The following is a 26,260-nucleotide window of genomic DNA, read 5'->3' as shown; positions in this document are numbered from 1 at the left end:
GTTCACCCGCTGGCCATGCCGCTGCCGGCAACTCGTCGATCATCGACGCGTGGATAGCTGGGCTCACCTCCCCAAACGATTCTGGAGGGCCCTAACCGTGAGTGAGGTCAAGAGGCCTTGGTTCAGCGGTCACCGGCGCGTGGCTCTGGCGGCGATCGGCGCGACCGCGCTGCTCGTCGGCGGCGTCGCGGTCGGCCCCGCGCTTGGTGACTCCGCGCCGACGAAGTTCTCGGCCGCGGAAATCAACAAGCCGACCCCGATGCCCGATCGCATCATGCTCATCCCCACCACCACACCGTCGACCACCCAGCGGGTGACCTGGCGGGCCGAGGCCGAGCCCACCTGGGCTCAGGCGCAGATCCTGGAGGCGCCGCGCGCCCTGGGCGAGGTCGCTCCGGCGGAGGGTGCGGTCACCACCGTCCACGCCGCCAACACCAGCTCGGTCAACACCTCCCTGGGCTACGCCTCGACGTTCCACACGGCGGAGTTCACCGGGCTGAAGCCGAACACCCGCTACACCTACCGGGTCGGTGACGGCACGAACTGGAGCGAGTGGACCGACTTCACCACCGCCGCCGGCGACCTCGAGCCGTTCTCGTTCATCTACTACGGCGACGCGCAGAACTACATCGACAGCGCGGTGCCGCGGGTGTTCCGGCAGGCCTTCGCCGACCAGCCGCAGGCCAAGATGATCGTCAACGCCGGTGACCTCATCGACTCCGCCAACAGCGAGGAGCAGTGGGGCCAGTGGCACCGGGCAGACGGCTTCATCAACGCCCAGGTCAACAACATCTCGGTCCCCGGTAACCACGAGTACAGCGGGGGCCAGCTGTCCACCTTCTGGCGGCCGCAGTTCGTCTACCCGGACAACGGCCCGGGCAACGTGGACCTGAAGCAGACCGCCTACTCCGTCGACTACCAGGGCGTGCGCTTCATCGCCCTGGACACCAACAAGCAGAGCAACGCCGAGCTGATGGCCGCGCAGACCGCGTGGCTGGAGGGCCTGCTCAAGGACAACCCGAACAAGTGGACCGTGGTGACCTTCCACCACCCGGTCTACTCGACCACCGGGACCCGGAACAACCCCAACGTCCGTAACCAGTGGGGACCGCTGTTCGAGAAGTATGGCGTGGACCTGGTCCTGCAGGGCCACGACCACTCGTACGGCCGGGGCAACAAGGTCGAGAACAGCCTCTCGGCCCAGGTCCACAAGGGCGTCACCTACGTCGTGTCCGTCTCCGGCGGCAAGATGTACGAGCTCAACGGTGGGGTGAACTGGACCGGCAACGGTGCTGAGGTGCGCAGCTCCGCCCAGGACGTGCAGCTCTACCAGATGATCGACGTCGAGGCGAACCAGATCCGGTTCGAGGCCCGCTACGCCAACGGCGAGCACCACGACGGCTTCGTCATCCGCAAGAACGACCAGGGCAAGAAGACCGTCGTCGAGCTGAAGCCGTAGGGCCCGTCGAGGCGACCGCGTCATCGCGAACCCGCCAGGTGCGGGCCGGCAGCCGCCGGCCCGCACCACCTGGCGGCGAACAGGAGAACCGTGTGAGCACCCCTACCCGTACCCTCGCCGTGCCAATCGGCGTGGCGGTGGCGGCGCTGGCTGTGGCGGCCGGACCGGCTGCCCCGGCGGCCGCCCATCCCTTCGGACCCCCGTCGACAGCGCAGATCAGCGCGGACGGCTCCGAGGTCGTCATCACCTGGCGGGCGGCCGAGGACGACTGGGTGGCGCTCGGCCAGTCGCTCGGTGCCTTCGAGAACCCCGCCACCGGCACCGTGTCGACCGAGCTGACCGGCGAGCAGAAGTTGCAGCGCTCCACCGCGGTACGTGACTACCTGGTCGACCGGATCGTGGTCGCGCAGGACGGGAAACCCTGCGCGAGCGAGGTGACGGCGCTGGAGAACCTGCTGAACCGGGGTGTAGAGGTCACCTTCGACTGCCCCGGACCGGTCGCCGAGGTGGACGTGACCCTCGACGCGCTGACCGATCTCAACGAGGCGTACCGGACGATGCTCACCGCCGAGACGCCGGCGACGCCGGCGCAGACCCTCTTCACCGCGACCGAGAAGACGCAGCGCCTCGGCTTCTCCCCGACGGGCGGACCGACGGCCGTGACGACGGTGGCCGTCGGCACCGGTGTCGCCGCGCTGGCCGGCATCGGGCTGCTGGCGGCGGTGCGGATCCGGCGCGCGAGGAGGCGTTCGTGAACGGCCTGAACGGTTTCGACAGCAAGCTGGTCGCGCTCTTCGACAACCGCGCGGCCTTCTGGGTGGCGCTGGTCGTCGCCCTCGGTGTCGGCGCGGCGCACGCGGTCGCGCCCGGGCACGGCAAGAGCGTGACGGCGGCGTACCTGGTGGGCACCCGTGGCCGTTATCGGGACGCGCTCCGCCTCGGGATCATCGTGGCGGTGATGCACACCTTCTCGGTGCTCGTGCTGGCGCTGTCGTGGGTCGGCCTGAGCGGGGTGGCCAGCCTCGGCACGGAGACGATCACCGGTTGGATGCAGGCGGTCGCCGGCCTGGTGGTGCTGGGCGTCGGCGCCAACCTGACCTACCGTCAGCTCCGGGGACGAGGCCATTCCCACTCCCATGGCCATGCCCACTCTCACGCGCACTCGAACGCCCACGCCCATTCGCACGCGCCGGTACCCGCACACGCCCACGCCCACTCGGTCGAGCGTGCCGCCGACGGTTCCGACGTGCACCGCGAGTCCCCTTCGCACGGGCACTACCACGAGGAGCACGGGCATCATCACCACCACCACGAGGAGTTGACCGACCCGTGGTCACGGCGGGGACTGATCGCCCTCGCGTTGTCAGGCGGGCTCCTGCCATCGCCGTCGGCCTTCATCGTGCTGGTGAGCGGGCTGCTCACCGGTCGTGCGCTCGACGCGGTCGTCCTGGTCATCGCGTTCGGGGTCGGCATGGCGCTCACCCTGACCGGCGTCGGTGTGGTGACCATCCGCGGGTTCGCGCTGGTGGCGACCAGGACCCGGCGCTGGCCGCTGGCCTCGATGCTCGCGACGTGGATCCCCCTCCTCGCCGGCATCGCGGTGATGATCGGTGGCTGCCTCTACCTGCTTACCGCGCTGTCCGCCCTGAACGCCTGACCGGCGCTGCTGCTCACCCGGGCGACACGTGCCCGATGCGTCACGTGGTGGGCGAGGTCGGCGGAACCCGGCGGCCCCGGAACGTCTGACCACCGAGTCGCGGTAGAGGCGGGCCCGGTCCTGGTCCTCCGTGGACGGGGGTTCCAGGACCGGGCCCTGTGGTGCGACCGCCGGGTCAGCCGGCGCTCTGGTCGTGGGGAACGGTGACGGTGACGGTGCAGCCGAGCGGACGGCCGATCTCGTCGTGGCCGGCGTAGGTCAGGTGGTAGACCCGGTCGCCGCCGTTGCCGGGGCGACTTGCGCGGAGTCGCCCGCTGAAGTCCGGCGTTCCGTCGACGAAGCCCTCGACGTCTTCGGCTGCACCACCGGTGACCCCGGTCAGGGTGAGAGCGTTCGGGCCGAGCACGCCGTCGGGCAGATCCGCCGCCACGGTGACATCGACCATGCGGTGGTTCGGGGGCCAGAGCACCGGCTGATCCACCACGCAGTCCACCGTACGGGTGGGCGGAGGTTCGGCCAGGTTGGCCACCGCGTGGCCGATGGTCGCGGTGAGTCGCCCGCCCGCCTCGTAGTACATGTGCACGGTCTGGCCGTCGAAGTAGAAGGTGGGTGCGGCCGAGCGGCCCAGGTCCGGCGCACCGGTCATCGAGTCGTGCACCAGGCCGAGATGGGTCTCCTGGTCGAAGTCGTCACCGACGTCGACGGCGTGCATATTGCCGTCGGCCGCGTGGAAGATCACCAGGTTGCGGTTGTCCCAACGCAGGAAGAACGGGCCCGAGGCGTTGGGGCCCTGGACGCCCCGGGGTGTCACGATCGGATCCGGTTGGATCGTCCACGTCCTCGCGTCGTGGGACACCGCCCAGCGGATCCGGCGCGACACGGGTCCGGTCGGCCCGGGCGGTGCCGCCGTGGGGTTGTCCATGAACAGCATCAGGTACCGCGTACCCAGTCGGGGTACCGACTGTTCGAAGACCCGGGCGTAGGAGGTCTCACCACCGGTGGTGGCGTCCCGGCTGACCGCGGTGCCGCCGTAGCTGAAGTGGATGCCGTCGTCGGAGGTGGCGTACCGGGTGATGGAGTTCTCGCCGTGGTAGTAGAGGAAGAGCTTCTGCTCGCCCTCGACCCAGATCGCGTGCGGCGAGGAGACGTGGCTGACCGTCGAGTAGTGCGGTAGCCAGGTGTTGCTGATCAGGGGGTTGGCGGTGTACTCGGTCCAGGGGCCGTTGATCGAGTCGGCGTAGGCCAGGGCGATTCCGCCGGGGCGCTCGTGGGGGGCGTAGTACAGGTAGTAGGCGCCGAGGGGGTTCGGGAAGTAGTCGGCGGCCCGGATGATGCTCGGGAAGATGAACTCGTTGGTCGGGTTGTAGTCGAGGGTGCTCTTGTCGAAGGCGGTGCCGACGTAGCTGAACTGCGGGAAGTCGAAGGCGGGATCGGCGGCGGCCGGCGGGGCGGCGGTGAGGGCGGTGACCAGCAGCCCGGCGCTGGCCGCTGCGGCAGCGGCGCGGCGGCGCGGTACGAGGGACGTTCTCGACATGCGTCTTCCTTTCACGGTCGGGATCGGACGCTGGGCGGTACCGGGACGGGCGGTACGGGGACGGGCGTCGATGAGGGAAACGCGGACATGATTCGTCGTCGGCCCACGGCTGCCGCGATGCCGATGACTGGCTGAGCTCAGCGTGACACTCCGTGATGTACCCGCAGGGCGTGGATTGCCTGCGGACGACTCGGAACGGCTTGCTAATACGTATTAATGGCTATGTTTCTCGAATCTTGCTGGGGTGGTGGGCGCCCTGTCAAGGGGTTGCGGCTGAAGCGTCACCCAGTGCGGGAGCGCCGCGAGCCGCCTCGGCGACGGCGGTGATGGACGGTCGCCGCAGTGGGGTGTTCCCGCGTGCCCCTGCATCCCGGCACGTCACTAAAAGTGACGGCGATGGTCGGAAGTGGGTCCGTCCGGCGTACGTCGGCGTGGAGGGCTGACATCAGACCGGTAGACCTTCGGGCTAACAGCGCGGATACGGGCACATGCGGTCAGATCGGAGATAGTGTCGACCGGGTGGTCCGACATGACTGACGACAAGCCGACAGCCGGAGGACGACAGGGCTGGTCGTTCCGGCTCGGCGCGGACGAGGCAGGCCGGGTCGTTCGTGCCTTGCGGGAGTACGAAGCCGCCCACCCCGGGGAGCCGGTCCCCGTGGGCGACGTGATCCGGAGGATCACCGGTCGGGAACCCACCCGGTCGGACGTGCCACCTCCGAAAGTGGACCCGCCGGCGGTCGGGCCTTCCTGGGAGGTCGGGCCGTTCAAGGTGGGACTTGTGCCCACCGCGCAGCTCGCCGGGCTGGAGTTCACCGCCGACGACGGCCGGGCCCAGGTGGCGGTGTTGACGTTGACGGAGTTGGCGGCGTTGGGTCCCCTGTTCGAGCACGTCATGGAGGACGTGACGAGGGACGGGAGCGTCGACGTGGCTGCGGTATGCCTGGACCTGATCGGGCGTGACCCTTTCGAGAACGCCGGGTAACCGCTGCGGATCGGCGTCGTCGGCGCGCGCGGCAGGGACGCAGCAGTCTCCCGCCGGTGATCACCAAACCTGCGTAGTTGGCCGAAGCGGTCATGCAACAGCAGGTCAGCGCATTACCGTAAATCCGGATCGGCGGCTGCCGGGAGGCGGGACATTGGCGCACGAGGTGGTGGAACTCCGGGTGCACGGTGTCTCCGGGGCCACTGCCGAGACACTGCTGGATCACCCGGTCGTGATCCGGGTGGCCGGCGACGACAACGCCGGCTTCTACCGGCCCCGTCCCGGGTTCGGACCGGACGGCTCGTCTGGCGGGGTCCGGACCGAGGCGTACCGCTGGGGTTCGCTGACGGCCGGGGCCGCCGTACGAACCGTGTCCCTGCTGTTCCTGCTGCCGTTCATGCTGGTCAACCTCGCCGTGTGGACCCGGCCGGCGACCGGCGGGGCGGGTGGGATCATCGGCCCGCTGTGCCGGCTGCTCGCTGCCACCCTGACCGCCGCGTACGTGCTCTCCGTGGTGGGGGCGACCGTCGACATCGTCGGGTGGCAGTGCGTTCCCTACCGTTCCTGCACTCACGGCCGCGGCTACCTGTCCTGGCTGGGAAAGCTGCCCCTCAGCCCGCGCCTGGCCCTGCTCGCGCTGCTGCCGATCGGCGCGCTGCGCCTGCTGTGGTGGCTCGGGGAGCGGTCCGCCCGGGCCTTCGAGGCGTTCTCGGGGACGGGCGGACAGGGTAACGCCGGAGGCGGGGAGGACCGGATCGACCGCCCCGGCTTCTGGAACGACGCGCTCGTCGTGCAGTGGTTGCGCGCCATCCACGTGGCGGTCGGCCTGGGCGTGCTCGCCGCGATCCTGCTCGGCGCGCAGATCGACATCCACCCCACGCCGGTCGCGTACGTGCTCTTCGTCGCCGTCTGGTTCCAGCTGGCAGCCTGTGTGGTCCTGCTCTGCGTGCCCGCCCGACACGCCAGGAAGGGGCCCGGTCGGGGCCTGGTCGACATGCGCGGCGTGCGGACGCTGCGACGGGTCGCGATCGGGCTCACCCTGCTGGCCCTCGGTTCCACCGCGCTGCCGTCCCCGCCGGATCCACCGCGCGGGCAACTGCCCGGGTACGAGGGCGCGGTGGCAGCGTTGATCGGGGTCCAGGCCGGCCTGCTCGTCGTCCTCGTCGTCACCACGCTCCACCAGCGCCGCAGGAGCCGGACGGCGGCCACGTCCTGGCTGGGCGGACTGGCCACCCCGGTGTTCGCCGCCGCAGCGGTCGCCGCCTCGTACGGGTTCGCCGCAGCCCTCGTCTACCGCGTCGCCGACCTGCTCGACCGGGGGGTCGATCCCGAACCCGGCGCGGCCCAACCCCGCCGGCGCACCGCCGCTGGAGCCCCCCGTTTCCTATCGCTGGGCAGCGCTCGCCGGACTGGTCGCTGTCCTGATCGTCTCCGCGGCCACGCTCTGGCGGAGCCGGACGACCCGACGGCGGCGCCGCCGCCTGGCCGACAAGATCGTCGCGCGGGACTTTCCCGACCCGCCGCCGGACGCCGTGCCCCGGCGCGTCACCGTGCGGGAGGCGGTCGCCCGGGCCGCGGGTCGCCGAGCAGTTCGGACCGGTCTTCACCACGTTCCTGGTGCTGTCGCTGCTGGGCGTGACGACGGTCGCGTTGGATCTGGTCGGGATCGGTCCGGCGGAACTGAGTCGGAGACTGGCCGACACCGACGGCGAGGCGGCCACCCGACTGGCGCTCGCGACCGACGTCGGGATGTACGTCATCGGGCTGGTGGCGCTGGGGATCGTCGTGCTCGGGTTGTTGTCCTCCCGTTCCGAGGAGACCCGTCACACGATCGCGGTGATCTGGGACCTGGGCACCTTCTGGCCGCGTACGGTGCATCCGTTCGCGCCGCCCTGCTACGCCGAGCGGGCGGTGCCGGAACTCGCCAAGCGGATCACCGCGATGACCGCCCAGGGCGGAGTCGTCCTCTCCGGGCACAGCCACGGATCGGTCCTCACCGCCGCCGCTCTCCTTCAGCTGCCGGCTGCGGTACTGCCCCGGGTGGCGCTGCTCACCCACGGCAGCCCGCTGCACCGCGTCTACGCGCGGCTCTGTCCGGCCTTCCTCGGCGACGGGACGCTGTACGAGGTCGGCGACCGGATCGGCTGGCGGTGGGTGAACCTGTGGCGGGACACCGACCCGATCGGCGGGCCGATCTTCTCCGCCCATCGCCCGAACGAGTCACCACGCGTGGCCGGACCTGCGGGTACGGTCGACCGGCGGTTGCGCGATCCCCGTGCCCTGACCGTGGAACCGGACGACACCGTTCCTCCACCGATCCAGCAGCACTGGCCGTACCACACCGAGGAGGCGTACGCGGCGGCTGTTCGCGAGTTGGCCGCACGGCTCGATCCGGACGCCCACCCACCGGACCGCGATCAGTGACGTACCCGGGCCGCCGGATCAGCGCAGCATGTTGCGGGCGAGGGTGGCGTACTGGTCGGCGAGGTCGTCGACGGTGATGCCCAGGGTCGGGTTCCACCATTCGGCGACCCGGATGCCCATGGCGCCGATGGCGGCGACGGCGATCAGCGGGTCGACCTCGGCGCCGAACGCGCCGAGCTGCCGACCCCGGTTGACGACGTCCAGGAACAGCCGCTCGGAGTCCAGGCGGACGGCGGTGATCTCGTCGAGGGCCGCGCCCTCCAGGGTGCCGAGTTCGCGGTTGGCGACCCGGGCCAGCAGCGGGTACTCGGCGTGCATGCGCACGTGGGCCCGGGTGAGCGCGGTCACCTGCTCGCCGGGATCGGACCCGCAGTCGAGGAGGGCCTGCCGTAGCCGGTCGCGGTGCTCGACGTGCCCGAGGCGCAGCAGGTCGGCCAGCAGACCGGCCTTCGATGGCACATGGGCGTAGATCGAACTCGGGTGGATGCCCACGCCCGCCGCCAGGTCGCGCACCGAGACGGCGTGGTAGCCCCGGGCCGCGAACTGGCGTAACGCCTCCGCCTGGAGGCGGCGCAGGGTGCCGCCCGCCGTCGCGCGCGGCGGCAGCGGATCCGCCGCGTCGTGAGCCGGCGGGCTGGCCGCGATGATCTCGGTCAACAGCCGGGCGGCGTCGGCGGCAGCGACCGGACGCTTACGAGCCACCCCTCCTGCTCCTTCCCGCCGCGCCCGACGAACCCGCGCCCGACGAACCCGCGCCCGACGAACCCGCGCCCGATGGACGTGCCCCTACCCTGGCACACCGGTTCGTCAAGCCGGAAACCTGGCGCGCAGCGCCTTCTTGTCGAACTTGCCGACGCTGGTCCGGGGGATCTGGTCGAGGAACTCGACGCGGTCGGGCAGTTGCCACCGGGCGAAACCGTGGGCGGTCAGGTGCTCGTGGATCTGGTCCAGGGTCGGGACCGCGTCCTCGCCCGGGACGACGCAGGCGAGCGGCCGCTCCAGCCACTTGGGATCGGGGATCGCGATCACGGCGGCCTCGACGACGTCCGGGTGTGCCATCAGCGCCGCCTCCATGTCGACCGAGGAGATCCACTCGCCGCCGGACTTGATCAGGTCCTTGGTGCGGTCGGCGATGCGGAAGTAACCGCCGGGAGAGCCGACCGCGACGTCGCCAGTGCGGAACCAGCCGCCGGTGAACTGTTCGACGCCGTCGCCGTGCAGGTAGCTGTCGGCCACCCAGGGACCGCGTACGTAGAGGTCGCCGAGCTGCTCGCCGTCCCAGACCACCTCGGCGCCGTCGCCGTCGCGGATGGACAGATCGACCGTCGGCACCGGGAGGCCCGCCTGGGACGCGGCCTGCTCGATGAACTCCTCGTCCGGCAGGCCCCGCAGGTGGTGCTTCGGCCAGGCGACGCTGGCCAGCGGCGAGGTCTCGGTCATACCCCACGCCTGCAGGATCGGAATGCCGAAGTCCCTGCGGTAGCGGGCGATCAGCGAGCTGGGTGGCTGCGCTCCGCCGGAGACGATGTGCCGCAGGTCGGGCAGAGGCCGGGGTCCGTGCAGATGCCCGGCGACGTCGATCCAGATCGTCGGTACGCCGGCCGCCACGGTCACCTGCTCGTCGCGCAACAGGCTGATCACGCGCTGGGCCGTGAACGGTCCGGCGGCGAAGACCTGCTTGGCGCCGACCATCGTGGCGGCGTACGGGACGCCCCAGGCGTTGCCGTGGAACATCGGCACGATCGGCAGGACGCAGTCGCTGGGGCCGAGCGCGAATCCGGCTCCGGACGCGACCCCGAGCGCGTGCAGCACCGTGGACCGGTGTGTGTACACGACGCCCTTGGGGTGCCCGGTCGTCCCCGAGGTGTGGCAGATTCCCAGCGGCCGGCTCTCCGCCCACGGCGTACGCGGATAGGAGGTGGCCTGCCCCGCGATGAGCGGTTCGTACGCCACCAGGCCGGGAAGGTCGGCCTCGGGGGTGTGGTCGTCGAGCACGATGACGTGGGTGACCTGGCGCAACCCGCCGAGGGCACGGGCCTGTTCGAGCAACGGGACGAGGTCGGGGTCGACGAGGATGGCGACGTCACCGCCGTGGTCGATGACCGTGGCCAGCTCGGTCGGGGAGAGCCGCAGGTTGAGGGTGTGCAGCACCCGCCCGCTGCCCGGCACCCCGAAGTACGCCTCCAGGTGCCGGAACCCGTTCCACGCCAGGGAACCGACGACCGCGTCCTCGGCGAGGCCGAGGCTGTCGAGGGCGTGCATGAGCTGCTGGGCCCGGGCGGCGAACTGGCCGTAGGGGTAGCGGTGGCGGGAGTCGTCGGGAAAGCTGGTGACGATCTCGACGTCGAAGTAGTGCCGCTGGGCGGCGGCGAACATCGTCCAGATGTTGAGTGGAATGTCCATCATGGCCGGCAGCTCACCTCACTTGCCCCACTGCTCGGCGAACGCGACCAACGCGTCGGCGCAGACGGTCGCGCCGTGGTCGGCCAGCGCGATGGTGTAGTGCGTGGTGGGGGAGACCCGCTGGTGCGCGAAGCGGGTCACGGCCGCGCTCTCCGCCTGTACGAGCGCGTCGGGGTACAGCGGCGGCTGGCCCGGGTAGAAGCCCTCCTCGGCGGTCAGCAGCGTCACCGGCACCTCGATCGCGGCGAGCCGCTTGCGCAGCAGGTCGGCGTCGAGGGTGTCCAGGTAGTCCGCCCGGATCGCCGCCTCGGACGCCCTCGGCCGCAGCTTCGGTTCGGTGCCGCCGAGGTCGTAGTCCAGGTACGCGTGGACCCACGGTCCCCACACGTCGGCCGGGAACGCCGGCAGCGGCCGCCAGTAGTCGTAGTACGCCTCCCGGCTCGGGAACTCCTGCCGCAGTCGGGCCAGTTGGGGGCCCAGCACGACGTCCAGCAGCGCGACCGGGTCGACGCCGGGCGGGGCCGTCAGCGGCAGCCCGCCGTCGATCATCATGACGCCCGCGACCCGGTCCGGGTGTTCGGCCGCCACGGCCGCCGCCACGAAAGCGCCCATCGAGTGCCCGACGACGACGCTGTCGTCGAGGCCGAACGCGGCCATCGCGGCGGCGACGTCGCGGGCATGCTGACTCATGCCGTACGGGCCGCCCTCCGGCTTGTCGCTGCCGCCGCGGCCACGCAGGTCCAGGGCCAGCAGCGGACGCCGTCCGGCCAGCCGTTCGGCGATGCCGACGAAGTTCACGTAGGACGCGGTGATCCCGTGCAGGGCCACGATCGGCTGGCCACGCCCCGGCCAGAACCCGAACGCCAGCTCCACCCCGTCCCCGGCGACCCGCCCCTGTGCTTCCCGGCTCGGCACCACGCCCATCGCACTCTCCCCAGTTCCTCACGAACGATCGTTTGGAAGGAGGTCAGTCTCGGCCCCCGCGACCCCAGCGGTCAATACCGTCTCTTCTCGTGCGAGTTGGCGGGCTTGCCGAACCAGCGGGAGAGGTGGTCGTCCAGGTCCCGCTGATCGTCGCCGATCCAGGCGACGTGGCCGTCGGGGCGTAGCAGGACGCACGGAGCCTCCAGTGCCGCAGTGGGATCCCCGAGGTAGTCGACCCGGTCCGACCAGCCGCCGACGGTGAGACGTTCGGTGCGGTCCAGCAGCAGGCCGCGGCCGCGGTGCAGCAGACCGTACAGGTGGCCGTGTCCCACCTCGATGTCGCGCAGGCGGCGGCCGAGCAGGTCAGGGCCTGCGCCGAAGTCGTAGCGGATGCCGATCGCGGTGATTTTCTCGATCAGATGGCGGTTCACCTCGTCGAAGTCCATCAGTTCGGTGAGCAGCCTGCGGACGGCCTGCGGGCCCGGTTCGGTGGACAGCAGTTCCATCTGGGCGCGGGTGTTGTCCAGCACGTCCTCGGCGACCGGACGACGTTCGGCCTGGTAGGTGTCCAGCAGCGTCTCCGGCGCCCAACCGCGGATCTGGGCGGCCAGTTTCCAGCCGAGGTTGAACGCGTCCTGAACGCCCAGGTTGAGGCCCTGTCCGCCGATGGGTGGATGGACGTGTGCCGCGTCGCCGGCCAGCAGCACCCGCCCGACCCGATAATGCTCGGCGAGCCGTGTGGCATCCCCGAAGCGGGACAACCAGCGCGGGGAGTGCACGCCGAAATCGGTGCCGGCGACGGTGCGCAACTGTCGCTTGAAATCCTCCAGGGTGGGCGGTTCGGCACGATCGCTGACTCCAGCGGCGGGGACTACGACGCGATAGACCCCAACGCCTGCGGGCCTGACGCTGAAACGCCTGTCGGCCTCGCCGATTTCGCTCACCCTGGCGGCGATCTCCTCCTGCGGCACACCCACTTCCATCTCGCCCATCAGGGTCTCGGTCCGCGCGGGCTCGCCGGGGAAGCCGACACCGAGCAGTTTGCGGACCGTGCTGCGCCCGCCGTCACAGCCGACGAGATAGCGTGAACGCAGCTTTTCCCCGTCGGCCAGATCTACGGTCACACCCTCGCCGTCCTGCTCGAAGTCGGCCACCGCACAGCCGTGCCGGACCTGCGCGCCCAGTTCGGTCGCATGTTCTTCGAGCAGGTGAACGATGACCGGCTGCGGGATGCCCAGCAGATAGGCATGCGCGGAATCCAGGCCCTCGGGCGCGGGTTTGTCGATGGCGGCGAAGAACCCGCCGGCCGGCCGCTGTCTTCCACGTTCGAGAACGCGCTCCAGCAGCCCACGCATCGCCATCAGCTCGATACTGCGAATATGCAGACCGACTATGCGGACGAACGATACGGGCTCGGTTTCCTTCTCCAGGACGAGTACCCGCACATCGTGCAGTCGCAGTTCGGCGGCCAGCATCGCACCGGTCGGCCCGCACCCGGCAATGATCACGTCGAACATGAGGGGCGCACGATCGGCGCCGGAGGCCGGCGACACGTCGCCCACGGTGGAGTCGCACTCGACCGTATGGGTCGCTGACGGTTCGGCGGTGAACTGCGGAGAGCGCACAGGCGTTGCCTTTCGGGAGTGCCCTGTTGGCGGCGCTCCCGGCGACACCTACGTCAATCGCCCGGCCGTGACGGGACGGGGGAGCACCCACATCGATACAGCGTTCATGGGTCTCACCTCCTCGGGCGGTGTCACGGGTATCTGCAAGCTACAAGCCGATCATCATCCCGTCCATCACTTTCCCCGCTACGTGATCACGACGTCGAACGGGGCCAGTGCGGTTGCCGGGCGGATCAGCCGCGAAGCGACCGACGTCCCCACGGTCGACACCTTGACATCTACCGTGATGTACATCGATGCTTCCAAACAAACGATCGTTTGGAAGGGGTTCGATCATGGCAGTCAACCCTGGTCGATGGCTGCGGACGCTCGCCGCCGCTCTCATCCTCGTCACGGGGGCCTTCGTCGCCCCGCCGCCCGCGCAGGCGGCGACCGGCAGGTTCTTCTACGGCACCTACATCTCGATCTACGGCACCCGGGACTACCACGGCTACCTGCCCTCGACCTACCGCCCCGGCACGCCGATCCCGCTCGTCGTGGCGCTGCACGGCTGCACCGAGAACGACGTCGGCTTCGACCTCCTCACCGGCTGGAGCGCCCGCGCGGAGCAGAAGGGCTTCGCTGTCGTGATGCCGGACCAGAGCAACCTGGTCAACCCGGCCGGCTGCTGGAACTGGATGCTGCCGACGAACCAGCGTCGCGGCTTCGGCGAGCCGGCGATCATCTCCGGAATCACCAACCGCATCGTGAGCCAGTACGGCGTCGACCGTCGCCGCGTCCACATCACCGGCATCTCGGCGGGCGGGGTGATGGCCAACATCATGGCCGTCTCCTACCCCGACGTCTACGCCGCCGCGAGCATCGTCGCGGGCTGCGAGTACCTGTGCGACCCGCTCCAGCTCACGACCCCGCAGCAGTCCGGCCAGGCGGCGCTGCGCGAGATGGGCAGCCGCGCTCGCAAGGTGCCGGTCGTCATCTTCCAGGGCACCAACGACCTCGTCGTACGGCCGTCCACCGCGTACCGGGTGGCGGGGCAGTGGACCACCGTCGCCGGAGCCGACGCCACGCCCGACCAGACCGTCAACGGCCAGGTGCCGGGCGGGCGCAGCTACACCCTGCTGCGTTACCACGACAACACCGGCCGGGCCATTGTCGACCAGTACATGATCAACGGTGCCGGGCACGCGTACCCGGGCGGCTGCTCGTGCAGCATCTTCGGCGACCCGTCCGGACCCGACGCCACCGGCCTCAGCTGGGACTACTTCGTCGCGCATCCCATGCCGTAACCCAGGCGGGCGACGCCTAGCGGGACGGCAGTGGTGCGGCTGGGCGGACTGCGGCGAACTGGGCGTGCTTGTCCCGGGTAGCGGACAGCAGCAGTAGCCACTCGTCGCAGCCCTGCCACGGGTAGAGATCGGCGGCGCCGCCGCGTACGGTCCGGGGCCCGTCGCCGGTACGCGGTCGGGCGTCGGCCGGCGCGCCCGCGAAACCGGGGATCCACACGTCGGCGCAGATTTCGCCCGCCGAGCCCATCGCCGCCAGGCCGAAGGCGTTCTCCCCGGCTGCCGTCCGCTCCTCGTCACCGAAGTCGTAGAGAATGTGGTCCTCGCCCGGCCTCCCGTCGCCACGAAAGGTCAGGGTGGTGGTGCCGGCCCGGGCCGCGTACTCCCACTCGGCCTCGCTGGGCAGTCGGAACGGCAGGGCCTCGAGCAGGTCGACCAGGTCGTCCTTGAGCCGGGCCGTGCCGGAGTGGCTGTCGGCGTAGAAGTCCTCGTACTCGGGCAGCCAGTGCCGGACCTGGGCGACCGTCAGCGGGTGCCGGGCGATCAGGAACGGTTCGACCCGCACCTCGCGTACCGGCTGGGCGTCCCCGGCGCTGGCGAAGAACGGCTCGAGAGCGTCCTCGACTCCTCCGCTGCGCTCGATGGCGCGGACCGCGTCCAGCTCCGCGTCGGACAGGCCCATCCGGAACGTGCCGCCCGGCACCTCCCGGAACACCACGCCCGACATGGTGTGCCGCCAGGCCGGGCGCCCGGCCACGATCACCTCGGTCCACATGCGCCGAACGCTAGCAACCCGCCAGCCGGGTGGTACGCCTCCCCAGATCCCTGCCGGGTAGCACGACCGACGGTGCACGGACTGCTGGTTGGTCGATACGAACGGTCGATGCGCCGAGAGTAGCGGCGTTGCTACTTTTCGCGTTCGTGCTGCCCGTCGCGGGCGCACTCCCGGACCCATGGCGTCCGTCAGTCGACCGGCGCAGAGATGAGGTGGATGGGATATGAGACGTGCGTTCGTCGTATCGGCGGCGCTCTGCCTTGTGCTACCGGGTGTACCTGCCCTGGCAGCGCCCGCTACAGAGCATGACCACGGGGAGGCAAACCCGGTTTTCGCCGTACGCACCGGCGAACTGACCGGGCCGGAGGGCGTCGTCGCGTTCGACACACTGGCCGACGACTACACGACGACGGCGGACGGTCAGGTCCTGGTCGGCTTCGTCCTGGCCGCAGCCGAGGAGAGTTCGCTCGACCCGGGCGTCATCCACGTCCGGACCCGGGACGGGCGCAACGTCTCGGGGCCGCACCGGCCCGAGGCCCCGGGGCACGCGTCCAGTTTCACCATCGCGACTCTCTCACCGGGCTCCGGATACGACGTGACGCTTCGGTCGCAGCGCGGCACGGCGGGGGCGTACCAGCTCTCCGCGTTCCTGGCCGGTGATGCCAACAGCGACTTCCAGGTCAACCAGGACGACCTGGTCGCCATCGACGCGCTCGCCGGTACCGCACACGGCGACCCGACCTACTCACCCTGGGCCGACGCCGACGGCAACGGGAAGATCAACGCGGCCGACCGGCAGGTGGCGGGGAAAAACCTCGGCGCGGCGACCCGCCTGCGGCTCGACGCGCTCAACCCGCTGGACGAGCCGCTGCCGGCCGACGCGCTGACGCTGGACGGCCTGTCCCCGCAGGGCTTCAACGCGGTGTCCGCCCCGGCGGCGTTCGCGCTGGCCGGAGCCGAGTTCCACGACGACCCCGCCGAAGCGAAACTGACCGTCAACGGCCAAGCGGTACCGGCCGACCGGATCAGCCTCACCCCGAACCGGGTGACCGCGTCCGGGGCGCTGGTCAACGGCCGCAACACGATCACCTTCACCGGCGTGGACTCGATCGGTCGTCCGCTGTACCACACCACGACCGTCTGGGCTGGCGTCAACAACCTGCGGGTCGACGTGGTCGACCAGACCGGCGCCCCGGTCACCGATGAGGTGACCGTGCGGGTGAGCCTCACCGACGACCAGGACGTCCACACCGAGACGACCACCTCCACCGGGAGGGCCACCTTCGCCAACGTGCCGTCCCGGACGGTCCTCGTGAAGGCCACCGCCAGCGGCAACCGACTCGGCACTGTCGGGCTCCACGCCGGCCAGGGCTCCGTCCGGGTGACAATGCTGAGCTTCGGGCAGGCCAGCAGCATCGCCAACAACGACTTCAGTCAGGGCGCGGCCGGCTGGGACGTCGGCTCGGCGCCGGTGTCGATCGCCCCGCACGTCGAGGGCATACCCGGAAGTGCGGGGGTCTCGGCCCAGGCCGCGCCCGACGAGACGCGGGCCGAAGGGCCGTCGATGACCCCGGCGAAGGCCGACGAGTCGAATGGGACGCCAGGCGCGCTGAACATCGTCGACAACGATCTCACCCTCAGCACCACTGTCGAGGGTGAGCAGGCGATCTCCCGTACCTTCACCACGGAGCCGGAGGTCACCGCGATCCGCATCCGGTACCGCTTCGTCACCAGCGAGGTGCCCGGCGGGTACTTCGGCAGCCAGTACAACGACTACTTCCGGGTGGCCCTGCGCAGCCAACAGGGCGGCGGAGCGAGCGCCGAGGCGAACAGCATGAACGGGCTCGGCCTCGGAGAGTTCCACTACGGCAGCGGCGCCACCGGTTGGCGGGATCTGACCCTGCCGGTCGACCAGGACGGCGACACCATCCAGGTTGACCTGGGCGTCGCCAATGTCGGTGACGGCGCGTACGACTCGCAGGTGGTCGTCGACTTCGTCGAGGAGGTCCGCGACCAGATCAGCCCCACCCTGGCCTGGAACAACACCCAGGGCGGACTGGACCTGACCTACACCGTCGAGAACGGAGAGCTGGAGCAGGCGGGCCGGATCGACGTGTACTGGGCCAACGGACCGGGCCACGCCAACCGGCTGGGTGCGCCGGTGTTCAGCCATGCGGTTCCGGCCGGCACCGCTGCAGGACAGCACGGGCCGGTCCGGATCGCGGGGAACCTGCTCGCGGGCGACCCGGCCGGGGTCACCCACCTGGTGGCGACAAGCAGTCCCAGCCGGGTGGGGGCGGTGGCCGACGTTCGGGTGAACTTCGGCCCGAACGCGAACGCGGGGGCGGTCCGCGCGGCCACCATCGACATCATCAAGGACAGCCAGCGTGCGGCCGGCCAGGCAGCGGTGACGATCAGCAGCACCGCCCGGACTCCGGCCGACCAGGCCCGCGCCATGTTCCAGAATCTGACCAACGCGGCCCGCCCGATCGCCACGAACGTGCAGAACCAGCTAGCTCTCTACGCGGCAGCCGGCGACGCGGTGGTCAACGTCTTCGTCGCACAGACCCAGGGCCTGACCCGGCAACAGATCCTGGCGAACGCCGGAACGATCCAGGCGGCGATGGAACAGGAAATCAACGACCAGGGGCCGCAGAACGTGTCCCGTCACTGCGCCGACCCGAACGTCGTCAATGTCGCCGACATCGGTGCGGGTGCGTTCACTGCCGCTGGCGGCACGCTCTTCGTCAACGCGATCCGCCCCCGGGTCACGCGGTTCCTCGACGAACGTGCCAGCAACAACTGCTATCACATAGAAGTGCAGTAGGGCGACTGATCCGTGGGGGGCGGTACGGCACTGCCGTACCGTCCCCCACGCCGCGCGCCCGAGCCTCGTGCACGCGAAGAAGCAGCAGAGGCGGTCAGGCGGCCTCCCGGCGGCGGCCGAGGGACAGGAGCAGGCCGACGGCGGCCAGGGTGGCACCGGCACCGGCGGTGTAGCCGGGGAAGTCGGTGGGGATGCCCAGGTGGACGGTGATGCCGAGGATGCGGGACAGCCCCCAGGGCAGCAGCGCCAACTGGTCGTTCCACACCGTCAGCGCGCGCTCCAGGCCGACCACCGCGACCAGCCCGGACAGCACACCGAGCGGGACGCCCACGGCGGTCAGGGTCGACCCGACGGCGCTTCGCCGCCGCAGACCGTACCGGTCCCGCAGGACGACGGCGGTCGCCACGAAGAGCCAGCAGAACGCCGCGAACGCGACGGTGACGTACACCGTGCGCACGGTCGGCTCGGTCCAGAAGGTGAACCAGTACCGCCCCGGTCCGCGCCCGGCGAGCGCCGCCAGCAGCAGTACGCTGCGCAGCAGCGCCACGCCGCCGACCACGGCCCACAGGTGGAACGGGTCCCGTCGGCCGACGACGAGGCGTACGACGAGGGCGAACAGCGCCCACCCGCCGAGGGTGACCAGCAGGTGCGCCGGGGCGGCGAACCAGGTGAAGACCAGCCGGCTCGCCACCAGCAGCCCGGCCGGGACCAGCCACACCAGCACCCGGTCGACCCGGGAGGCGGGTGTCGGCAGCGCGGCCACCCGCCACGGCCGAACCGCGCCGAGCAGCAGCCCTCGCGCGGCGGCGCCGCCGGGCCCCCGCTCGCGCAGACCGAGCAGCACCACCAGCAGGATCGACCCGAGCAGCACCCGGGCCGCCCAGGCCATCGCCGGGTCGCGGTCCGCGCGAAGCGCCCCGAGGTCGGCGGCGGTGAAGTTGTACGCCGGCAGGTCCAGGTCGGCGCCATAGCGCTGCCGGTGTACGTCGCGCGCAGCGTGGTACGTCGTCTCGGCCACCCGCCAGCCGTCATAGGCGGTACGGGAGCCGGTGTCCAGCCACTGCGCGTGCCGCAGCACCATGGTCCGGTAGGCGCCGAGGGTCTCGAACAGGTTCACCTGGTAGTCGAGCGTCCTGGTGAAGTGTTCGCGCAGCCCGGCGTCCCGCCAGGTCGTCGGGTCAGTCGCGGCGACCAGGTCACGCATGCGTCGCGCCAGCGTGATGGCCTGCTCGCCCTCGTCGATCGCCACGTCGATGCGTCCGCCGGTCACCGCGTAGATGCTGTCCAACGCGGCGGAGTCGCCGGTCGGGATGTCCCACTCGAAGATCCACATCATCGGCGGTGGTTCCAGCCCGAGCGCCCGCACCGACCGGTCGGCGTAGGGCCCGAGGTAGAGGCCCTTGGTGACCGCCGGCCGGGACAGCGCCATGGCCTGCCCGATCGCCGCGACGGTGGTCGGGTCGGCGGAGAACGTCCGGTACGCCCAGTCCGCCGTGACCTGCGCCGGGTCAGTGTCCGGGTCCCAGGCCAGCCGGCCGGTGGCGTACGTGTTCAGGTCGTACAGCTGCCAGAACCCGGCGCGCAGGTAGAGCGACATCGGCCCGGCACGCAGCGGGCCGCCGTCCTGGGTCCAGTTCCAGACGCCCTCGACCCTCGGGTTGGCGGCGAGGAACTCGCGGAGCGCCTGGCGGTGCAGCGGGCCGAGGTCGTTGGGGAGCGAGCCGAATCCCTCGAACTCGCGCCGGGCCTGGAACTCCACGATCCGGCGGTGCCCACCGGTCGTCAGGGTGGTGTTCAGCGGTAGGTGACTGTAGAAGTCGCCGAGGCTGTACTTGGTGGACACGATCAGGTGCGGGTCGTCGAACCCGCCCAGCACCTGCTCGTACGACTCGGGGTTGGTGTGCAGGTCACCGACGGCGCCGACGCCGACCGTCCAGGTGCGGAAGACCATTTCCCGGTCGGCCTCGGCCGCCGTGTCCAGCAGCGCCCGCAGCATCGCGCGCACCGACGCGTCCGTGGTGACGACCAGCTTCGACGAGTAGTCCCAGCCGTCGGCGGCGTACACCTCGCCGCCCTCGCCGACGCGGACCATCAGGCCGTCGACGAACGGCAGGCTCTCGAACAGCTCGGCCAGCCCGGCCTGGTAGACCGCCCACAGTCGGGGGTCGGTCACGTCGAGGCCGCCGACGGTCCGCGTCAGGTACGCCTCCAGCGGGGGCGACACCGCGAGCATGTCGGTGAGCAGGAAGACCTTCACCCCCATCTCCTCGGCGTACCGGAAGACCGGGCCGAACGCCGCGACCATCGCCCGCGCCCGGTCGACGTGTGGGTCGCCGGCCGGGTAGACGGCGTGCCCGTCGCCGACCTTCGCGAAGGTGACGTACTCCAGAAAGCCGGGCACGACGATCCCGTTGTAGCCCTGCGCCACCGAGTGGTCGACAAACTGCCGGAACTGCGCGCCGATCCGGGCCACCGCCCCGGCGTCCACCCACGGTGTCTGCGGCAGCAGCGCCGGTGAGACCACGTCGGTGTTCAGGCGGTAGTCGGCGCCGGCGGCGAAGGCGGCCGGGTCGGGCTCGCGGCCCACCGAGCCGGCGTCGGTCAGCCGCAGGCCGAGCCGTGGCGTGACCAGCCGGCCCGCGTCGGCGGCGGGCAGCACCTCGGCACCGGAGCGGATCCGGTCGGCGAGCCGGTACAACCCGCCCGCGACGCCCGCGACGTCGACCCCCTCGACGGCCAGTTCGGTCCCGCGAGCACCGAGCCGGTACGACTCCGGCGCCCCGGCCAGCGTGGCGAGCACGCCCGCCCGCAGGGCGGTCACCGCCGACAGCGCCGGAGCCGGGGCGGCTGGCCGGGGACCGGTGGCCGGTCCGGCCGTTGCCGGCGTATCCACGGCGGTCGCGGTCATGGCCGGGCGCGGCGGGACGGGGGTGACGACCGGGCGGGGCAGGCCACGGGAGACGAGCGCGTCGGCGACTGCGGCCGCCGCCTTCCTGGTGCGCGGCTCGTCGGGTACGACGAGGGACGCCAGCGGCGGTGCCGGCGCGGTCACCCGGGACGGCGCGGCGGTGACGTCCTCGCGTGGCACGGCGGCGGGGGTGTGGCTCAGCCCGAGCGTGTCGCCGACGCCCCAGGCCACAGTCGCGCCGAACCCCAACAGGACGACCACGGCGACAAGCAGCGGGTACGGCCTCCGGACCCGAGCAACGTGAGTCACATTCGCATGGTAGTGCCACTCCGGACCCAGATCTGGCCCCTGATGTCGCGATTCTTACCAACACCCCGGGTGGTGCCGGATCTATAAGGTGACGGTCGATGAGAGAGCGGGTGTCCAACGCCTTCTTCCTGGCCGCGCTCGTGCTGATGTGCTGCGCCGGATCGCTGACATTGGGCACGGCCAAGGTCATGGCCCAGCAACACCCGATGGTCGCAGTGGCCGTCGTCGGCGGCGGCTACGCCGTGCGCCTAGCAGTCCGCGAAATCCGCGACCGGCAGACACTGCACCGGCTCGGGGCCGAGGGCTGGCAGCCCGTCCCAGCCGACCAACCGTGGCCATGGCTGCCGCTGTGCGAGCGACCCGACCAGACCAGGGTGCGCCGGGCCTGGACCCGGACCGTCGACAGGCTTCCGCTCACCGTCGGCGAGATCACCTGGGACGGCAACGCGCTCAGTGGCTCGGTCAGGGGCTGGAAAGGCCGGGGGGTGTTTGTCGTGGTCAAGCTGCCCGCGCCTACCGAACCGATGGCGCTACGCCGACCACATCGCACGATCGGCACCTCCCACCGGCTCGACTCCCCTGCGATGCACGCGGCATACGAGGCCGACGAGATCCCACCATGGACCGCCCAGGACGACCACCTGTTCACGTTCCACGCTTTTCCGGGACAGTTACGGGCCGATGCAGTCCAGGTGGCGGTGCAGCGGACGCTGCTTGTGGTACGCCTGCTGGACCTGGGCCCCGACCGATGAGCGGTCGCCGACCCGGCCCGCCACGTCGGCACGGGCGCAGCAACCTGACGGGTGGTGTGCTGCGCGTGGGTCATGGCCAGGACGTCGGAGGCGGGCCGAATGCGCGACGACCGGCCCGCACCGCCAGCGTGGCGAGGGCAGCGTTGGCGCCACCACCGATCACCGCGCCGATACCGAACGGTGCCACTCGACCGAGAACGATGATTCCCTGCTTGGTCCCGTACTTCGTGATGAAGTGTTTTCCCAAGATCTTGTTGATCTGGCGCAACGTCTGGAGAGGCACCTTGGCGACAACCTGACGCCCCCAGTGTTGCCCCGTACGCTCGGCGACCTTGGTAATGGTGGCGGAGCCGGACCCGCCGAGCATGATCCCCATCACGATCGTTCGGCGGCGCTCGATCTCGTCGATGCGAACTCCGTGGACCTCGGCGATTGAGAGCGCGAAGAGGGCGCTCAGCTCGAGAGACGAGAGCGCCTCGCCGGCCGACAGTGCCAGTGCGACCCCCGTGCCGACGCCGGGCGCGGCGGCCGCTCCGCCAACTGCGGCACCCGTCCCGGTCAGGGCGCTGACGTACATCCGCTCCAGATTGCGGATCACCTGTGCCGGTGTCGCCTCCGGGTTTCGCTGGCGGGCCCGAGCGATGTTCTTGCGCACCAGCGGGCTCTGGAGGGCGATTGCCTTGTCCAGGAGGTCGAGGATGCGCTGCCCAGGTACGGCTGCCTCCGGAACCGATCCGTCGGGGTCACCAGCTGCCATTTCTTGAACTCCCTTGGGTTGTTACGTCCACAGCGCACAGATGATCACGCGGTGGCCGCGCCACGTCTACCCGCTCCCGCCAGCGGAATCTCGAACGGCGGTCCTGGTTGGTCGCTCAGACGGCGGCGGTGGTGTGCCAGTCGCGGAGGAACGCGTCGACCAGGTCGTGCGCGCGGGGCCGTAGGTCGAAGGATTCCACCCGCCGGCGGCGAGCCATGTGGGCCAGCGCGTCGGCGGCCTCGTTGAGCGGATGACCACTGTGGCCTTTGACGTGTGCGAACACCAGGTCCGGCCGGCCGGCCACCTGGGTGGCGAGGCGGAGCAGGGTGGGCTGGGTCGCCCAGCGGCGGTTCCGGAGGTGGTAGCCGGCTGGCATGGCGGTCTCGCCGGCCTGCCAGCGGTGTAGCCACTCCATCGCACCGAGGCTGTCCAGCAGTACGGTCAGCCCGACCGGCGGCTCGTCGTAGTCGGTCAGCAGAAAGTCGACCGCCCGCAGCTCGTTGACGAGAACCCGGGACGGGCCGGTCGGGTCGAGCCGTCCGGTGCCTCGGCCCCGCAGCCCGTACCGGCCGTCGGTGACGACATAGCCGATGCCGCCGACGCGTCCCTTCCAGCTCGCGTCCGTGGCCGCCATCAGTGGCGTGGACCCTGCGGCCCACCGGGTGACCCGGCCACGACCGTGTCCGGGATCGTCGTCGGACCGGCGGTGTACGTCATGGTCTGCAGCGAGTTGTTCGGCGGTGTGGAGCAGACCGTCGGCGGCGGTCAGTTCGTCGTAGCGGGCGGCGGTGACCGCCAACTGGACGGCGTCGCCGACCCGCTGGCAGGCGTGGCAGTCGGCAGCGCGCAGGTAGTGGCGCAGGGCGAGCAGCCGGTGGTGCCGGTCGGCAGGGAACAGGTCCAGGTCGCGGAGGAACTCATCGGAGCGCATGACGCCTCCTGACGTATCGAAAGGAAACTACCCGGCGGGCGGCGGTGCCAATCGCCGGCCGAGTGACGAACACCGGGGGCGGGGACACTCCGCCCCCGGACGGACCGAGGGTCAGCCGAGCGTCACGTCGATGCCGCCGGAGAACGGGGAGTCGTGCAGCTCGAGCTTGGCGAGCTTGACGTTCTTCGGGATGTCGAAGACGAGCACGCCGGTGACCTGGTTACCGGGGTTGATGTCGTTGAGGAAGGTCTCGGCGTTCTTGTTGGCGTACATCGCGGCGGCGCCGTCGGCGGAGTACTCGGTGCCGTCGGCGGCGTACGCTTTCTGGCTGCTGCCGTCGAACATCTGCGCTTCTTTGCCGATGTTCTTGACGTTCAGGGTGACCAGGCAGAACTGGCCCTGCGCCTTCTGACCGAGCAGGTCGGTGCCGACCTTGGCGACGCCGCACTTCGACGACTTGACGGTGAACTCGAACTTGCCGTCCCGGGCCGGCTCGCCGACCTTCGCGACCGTGGCCTTCTTGTCGTCGCCCGCGCTGCCGGAACCAACGGCGCTGTCGGTGCCGCCGGAACTGCAGCCCAGGGCGACCAGACCGGTGGTGATCAGGGCGATGGTGGTGCTCTTGCGCATGGGGATCCTCCTGCTCTCGCGTGGCGGCGTCAATGAGAGCATCATCCGTGAACGCTGTCAACAGACGTAATGCTTGACGGGCGTGGCACACTGCGGAGGTGCAGGAGACACCGACCGTCACGGCAGCGGAGATCGCCCGGCTTGCCGGGGTCGGTCGCGCCGCGGTCAGCAACTGGCGCAAGCGCCACGCCGACTTCCCCGTCCCGGTGGGCGGCGTCCCGGCCAGCCCCGAGTTCGACCTGGCGCAGGTCGAGCAGTGGCTCCGCGCCCAGGGCAAGCTGCCCGAGCTGGCCACCGCCGAACGCCTGTGGCGGCACCTCGCCGCAGCCAGCGAATCCCCGGCCGCCGGCCTCGCCGCCGTCGGCACCCTGCTGCTGGCCCGACAACGCGGCCGACGCCCCCGCCGGCCAGCCGACCCGCACCTGAAAGCGCTGCTGCCCGACGTCGACGCGCTCGCCGACGAACTCGGCCCGCAGGGCGCCTTCGACGAGCTGTGGCAGCGGTTCTCCGCACCCGGACCCGGCCGCCCGTTCGCCACCCCGGACGACGTCGCCGACCTCATGGTCGGCCTCGCCGGCGTCGGCGGCGACGCCGTCTTCGACCCCGCCGCCGGATCCGGCGCCATGCTGCGCGCCGCCGTCCGCGCCGGCTGCACCTCCGCCGACGGGCAGGAACTCGACGAGGGCCTCGCCCGGCTCGCCAGCCTGTGGCTCGCCCTCCGCGACGTGCCGGGGGAGATCAGCACCGGCGACTCCCTGCGTGCCGACGCGTTCACCGGCCGCACCTTCGACGTCGTCGTCTGCCACCCCCCGTTCGGGTCCACTAACTGGGGCGACGAGGAACTCGGCCACGACCCACGCTGGATCGTCGGCAGCACCCCCCGTACCGAACCGGAGCTGGCCTGGGCCCAGCACGCCCTGGCCCACCTGCGGGTCGGCGGGCAGGCCGTACTGCTGATGCCACCTACCGTGGCCAGCCGCCGCGCCGGCCGACGGATCCGTGCTGAGCTGCTGCGTCGCGGCGCCCTGCGCGCCGTCGTTGCGCTCCCGCCCGGGGCGGCCGCGCCGCACGGCGTACCCCTGCATGTGTGGGTGTTGCGGCGGCCCGCGCCCGACGCGCCGCCACCGGCGCGGACGCTGCTGGTCGACGCCGCCGGTGACGACCTGACCGAGACCGGCCCCCGGATCCTCGCGGCGTGGCGGGACTTCACCAGCACGCCGGACGCCGAGGTCGAGGAAGCAGGCTTCGCCCGCGCCGTCCCGGTGATCGAACTGCTCGACGAGGAGGTCGACATCACCCCGGCCCGCCGGCAACCCGTCGTCACAGGCGAGACTACGGGCGAGCACCTCACCCGGCTCCAGCAACGGCTGGCCGACGCAGCCGGCCGGCTGCCGGCGCTCATGCCGCAGGTCACGCCCGTAGCGGGCCGCCGGACGGTACCGGAGACCATGACCGTCGCCGAACTGGCACGCATCGGTGCGCTGCAGATCATCGGGCCGGTGCGAGTCAGGCCGGCAGCCGAGCGGGACGGCGCGACGGATAGCGCGGTCCCGGGCGTCGTGGTGACCGGGCAGGACGTCGCCAACGGCGTCGAGCCGACCGCCCACGACGACGGCAGCCTGGCCGAGCGGATCAACCTGCAACCCGGCGACGTCGTCGTCCCGGTGGCTGCCCGCCGGTTGGTCGCCCAGGTCGTGACCACGGGCGGGCTGCTGCTCGGGCCGAGTCTCGTCCTGCTGCGTGCCAACCCGGCCGTCCTGGATCCGTGGTTCCTCGCCGGTCAGCTGCGTAGTACCGCCAACGAGCGGCAGGTCACCAGCCTCTCCGGCACGAGAATCGACGTCCGCCGTGCCCAGATCTGCCGCCTTCACCTCGACGAGCAGCGCGCGCAAGGCGAAGCGTTCCGCCGGCTGGTCGACTTCGAATCGACGGTACGGGAGGTCACGGCGCTCGGCGGTGACCTTGCGCGACTCGCGGCGGACGGCCTGGCCGGCGGTGCGCTACGCCCGAAGGGAGGGCAGCGATGAGCGGGACCGGACCGGACCCGGTCGGCTGACTGCGCGGTCTCGTTGAACGG

The 26,260-nt window shown here is 71.0% G+C and carries 20 protein-coding genes; 10 read left to right on the top strand and 10 right to left on the bottom strand.

What is annotated here, in order from left to right; translation table 11 throughout:
* The first annotated feature begins 139 nt into the window (after positions 1–139).
* From GA0074692_RS12720 to GA0074692_RS12710, 3 genes are all read left to right on the top strand, one after another.
* Complete coding sequence (locus GA0074692_RS12720) at positions 140–1,459, top strand: purple acid phosphatase family protein (protein WP_245730288.1); 1,320 nt, start codon at positions 140–142, stop codon at positions 1,457–1,459.
* Between the two features lie 92 nt (positions 1,460–1,551).
* Positions 1,552–2,214 carry a hypothetical protein gene (locus GA0074692_RS12715; RefSeq protein ID WP_091643907.1) on the top strand — a complete coding sequence of 221 codons (663 nt, stop codon included), beginning with the start codon at positions 1,552–1,554 and terminating at the stop codon, positions 2,212–2,214.
* Positions 2,211–3,116, top strand: coding sequence for a nickel/cobalt transporter (locus GA0074692_RS12710; protein ID WP_091643903.1), 906 nt, complete (start codon positions 2,211–2,213; stop codon positions 3,114–3,116). The genes GA0074692_RS12715 and GA0074692_RS12710 overlap by 4 nt, the downstream gene beginning before the upstream one ends.
* 175 nt (positions 3,117–3,291) lie before the next feature.
* On the opposite strand, the gene GA0074692_RS12705 is transcribed toward GA0074692_RS12710, so the two are convergent.
* Positions 3,292–4,650, bottom strand: coding sequence for a glycoside hydrolase family protein (locus tag GA0074692_RS12705; RefSeq protein WP_091643898.1), 1,359 nt, complete (start codon positions 4,648–4,650; stop codon positions 3,292–3,294).
* Between the two features lie 529 nt (positions 4,651–5,179).
* Here GA0074692_RS12705 and GA0074692_RS12700 point away from each other — a divergent pair.
* The 3 genes from GA0074692_RS12700 (at position 5,180) to GA0074692_RS36000 (ending at position 8,059) form a co-directional block, all read left to right on the top strand.
* Positions 5,180–5,635, top strand: coding sequence for a hypothetical protein (locus GA0074692_RS12700; RefSeq protein WP_141725259.1), 456 nt, complete (start codon positions 5,180–5,182; stop codon positions 5,633–5,635).
* A gap of 154 nt (positions 5,636–5,789) precedes the next feature.
* The gene (locus tag GA0074692_RS36005; protein ID WP_245730287.1) at positions 5,790–7,274 is read left to right on the top strand and encodes a hypothetical protein; all 1,485 of its coding nucleotides are present in this window, start codon (positions 5,790–5,792) and stop codon (positions 7,272–7,274) included.
* The gene (locus tag GA0074692_RS36000; RefSeq protein ID WP_245730286.1) at positions 7,253–8,059 is read left to right on the top strand and encodes a hypothetical protein; all 807 of its coding nucleotides are present in this window, start codon (positions 7,253–7,255) and stop codon (positions 8,057–8,059) included. The genes GA0074692_RS36005 and GA0074692_RS36000 overlap by 22 nt, the downstream gene beginning before the upstream one ends.
* 18 nt (positions 8,060–8,077) lie before the next feature.
* On the opposite strand, the gene GA0074692_RS12690 is transcribed toward GA0074692_RS36000, so the two are convergent.
* The 4 genes from GA0074692_RS12690 to rox all read right to left on the bottom strand — a co-directional run bounded on the left by GA0074692_RS12690 (position 8,078) and on the right by rox (position 12,903).
* Positions 8,078–8,761 carry a TetR/AcrR family transcriptional regulator gene (locus GA0074692_RS12690; RefSeq protein ID WP_091643889.1) on the bottom strand — a complete coding sequence of 228 codons (684 nt, stop codon included), beginning with the start codon at positions 8,759–8,761 and terminating at the stop codon, positions 8,078–8,080.
* A 105-nt stretch (positions 8,762–8,866) separates the two neighbouring features.
* Positions 8,867–10,465, bottom strand: a complete 1,599-nt coding sequence (locus tag GA0074692_RS12685) for a long-chain-fatty-acid--CoA ligase (protein WP_091643885.1) — start codon at positions 10,463–10,465, stop codon at positions 8,867–8,869.
* Positions 10,466–10,480: 15 nt separating this feature from the next.
* Positions 10,481–11,386 (bottom strand): alpha/beta fold hydrolase, encoded by a 906-nt coding sequence (locus tag GA0074692_RS12680; protein WP_091643880.1) that lies wholly within the window; start codon positions 11,384–11,386, stop codon positions 10,481–10,483.
* A 71-nt stretch (positions 11,387–11,457) separates the two neighbouring features.
* Positions 11,458–12,903, bottom strand: coding sequence for a rifampin monooxygenase (gene rox, locus GA0074692_RS12675; protein ID WP_218106643.1), 1,446 nt, complete (start codon positions 12,901–12,903; stop codon positions 11,458–11,460).
* Positions 12,904–13,346: 443 nt separating this feature from the next.
* Here rox and GA0074692_RS12670 point away from each other — a divergent pair, with 443 nt between their 5' ends.
* Complete coding sequence (locus tag GA0074692_RS12670) at positions 13,347–14,297, top strand: extracellular catalytic domain type 1 short-chain-length polyhydroxyalkanoate depolymerase (RefSeq protein WP_176738430.1); 951 nt, start codon at positions 13,347–13,349, stop codon at positions 14,295–14,297.
* A 16-nt stretch (positions 14,298–14,313) separates the two neighbouring features.
* Here the strand turns inward: GA0074692_RS12670 and GA0074692_RS12665 are convergent, their stop codons facing one another.
* Positions 14,314–15,069, bottom strand: coding sequence for a formylglycine-generating enzyme family protein (locus GA0074692_RS12665; protein WP_091643868.1), 756 nt, complete (start codon positions 15,067–15,069; stop codon positions 14,314–14,316).
* 223 nt (positions 15,070–15,292) lie between these two features.
* Between GA0074692_RS12665 and GA0074692_RS12660 the strand changes: the two genes are divergently transcribed.
* A complete protein-coding gene (locus tag GA0074692_RS12660) occupies positions 15,293–17,896 on the top strand; it encodes a hypothetical protein (RefSeq protein ID WP_141725258.1) in 2,604 nt (867 codons plus the stop codon).
* A 94-nt stretch (positions 17,897–17,990) separates the two neighbouring features.
* On the opposite strand, the gene GA0074692_RS12655 is transcribed toward GA0074692_RS12660, so the two are convergent.
* Entirely contained in the window at positions 17,991–21,113 is a 3,123-nt protein-coding gene (locus GA0074692_RS12655) for a hypothetical protein (RefSeq protein WP_245730285.1), read from the bottom strand.
* Between the two features lie 110 nt (positions 21,114–21,223).
* On the opposite strand from GA0074692_RS12655, the gene GA0074692_RS12650 reads away from it, so the two are divergent.
* Positions 21,224–21,865, top strand: a complete 642-nt coding sequence (locus tag GA0074692_RS12650) for a hypothetical protein (protein WP_091643858.1) — start codon at positions 21,224–21,226, stop codon at positions 21,863–21,865.
* 70 nt (positions 21,866–21,935) lie between these two features.
* Here GA0074692_RS12650 and GA0074692_RS12645 read toward each other — a convergent pair whose 3' ends face one another.
* From GA0074692_RS12645 to GA0074692_RS12635, 3 genes are all read right to left on the bottom strand, one after another.
* Positions 21,936–22,622: a hypothetical protein gene (locus tag GA0074692_RS12645; RefSeq protein ID WP_091643855.1), complete on the bottom strand. Its 687-nt coding sequence runs from the start codon at positions 22,620–22,622 to the stop codon at positions 21,936–21,938.
* Positions 22,623–22,737: 115 nt separating this feature from the next.
* Complete coding sequence (locus GA0074692_RS12640; protein ID WP_091643850.1) at positions 22,738–23,553, bottom strand: ribonuclease HI; 816 nt, start codon at positions 23,551–23,553, stop codon at positions 22,738–22,740.
* 111 nt (positions 23,554–23,664) lie between these two features.
* On the bottom strand, positions 23,665–24,183 hold the full coding sequence (locus tag GA0074692_RS12635; RefSeq protein WP_091643845.1) for a DUF4352 domain-containing protein: 519 nt from the start codon (positions 24,181–24,183) through the stop codon (positions 23,665–23,667).
* A 98-nt stretch (positions 24,184–24,281) separates the two neighbouring features.
* Between GA0074692_RS12635 and GA0074692_RS12630 the strand changes: the two genes are divergently transcribed.
* The gene (locus GA0074692_RS12630; protein WP_091643842.1) at positions 24,282–26,210 is read left to right on the top strand and encodes an N-6 DNA methylase; all 1,929 of its coding nucleotides are present in this window, start codon (positions 24,282–24,284) and stop codon (positions 26,208–26,210) included.
* Positions 26,211–26,260: the final 50 nt, after the last annotated feature.

Source organism: Micromonospora pallida (assembly GCF_900090325.1).
GTDB lineage: Bacteria > Actinomycetota > Actinomycetes > Mycobacteriales > Micromonosporaceae > Micromonospora > Micromonospora pallida.
This window is presented reverse-complemented; position numbering and strand designations above follow the sequence as displayed.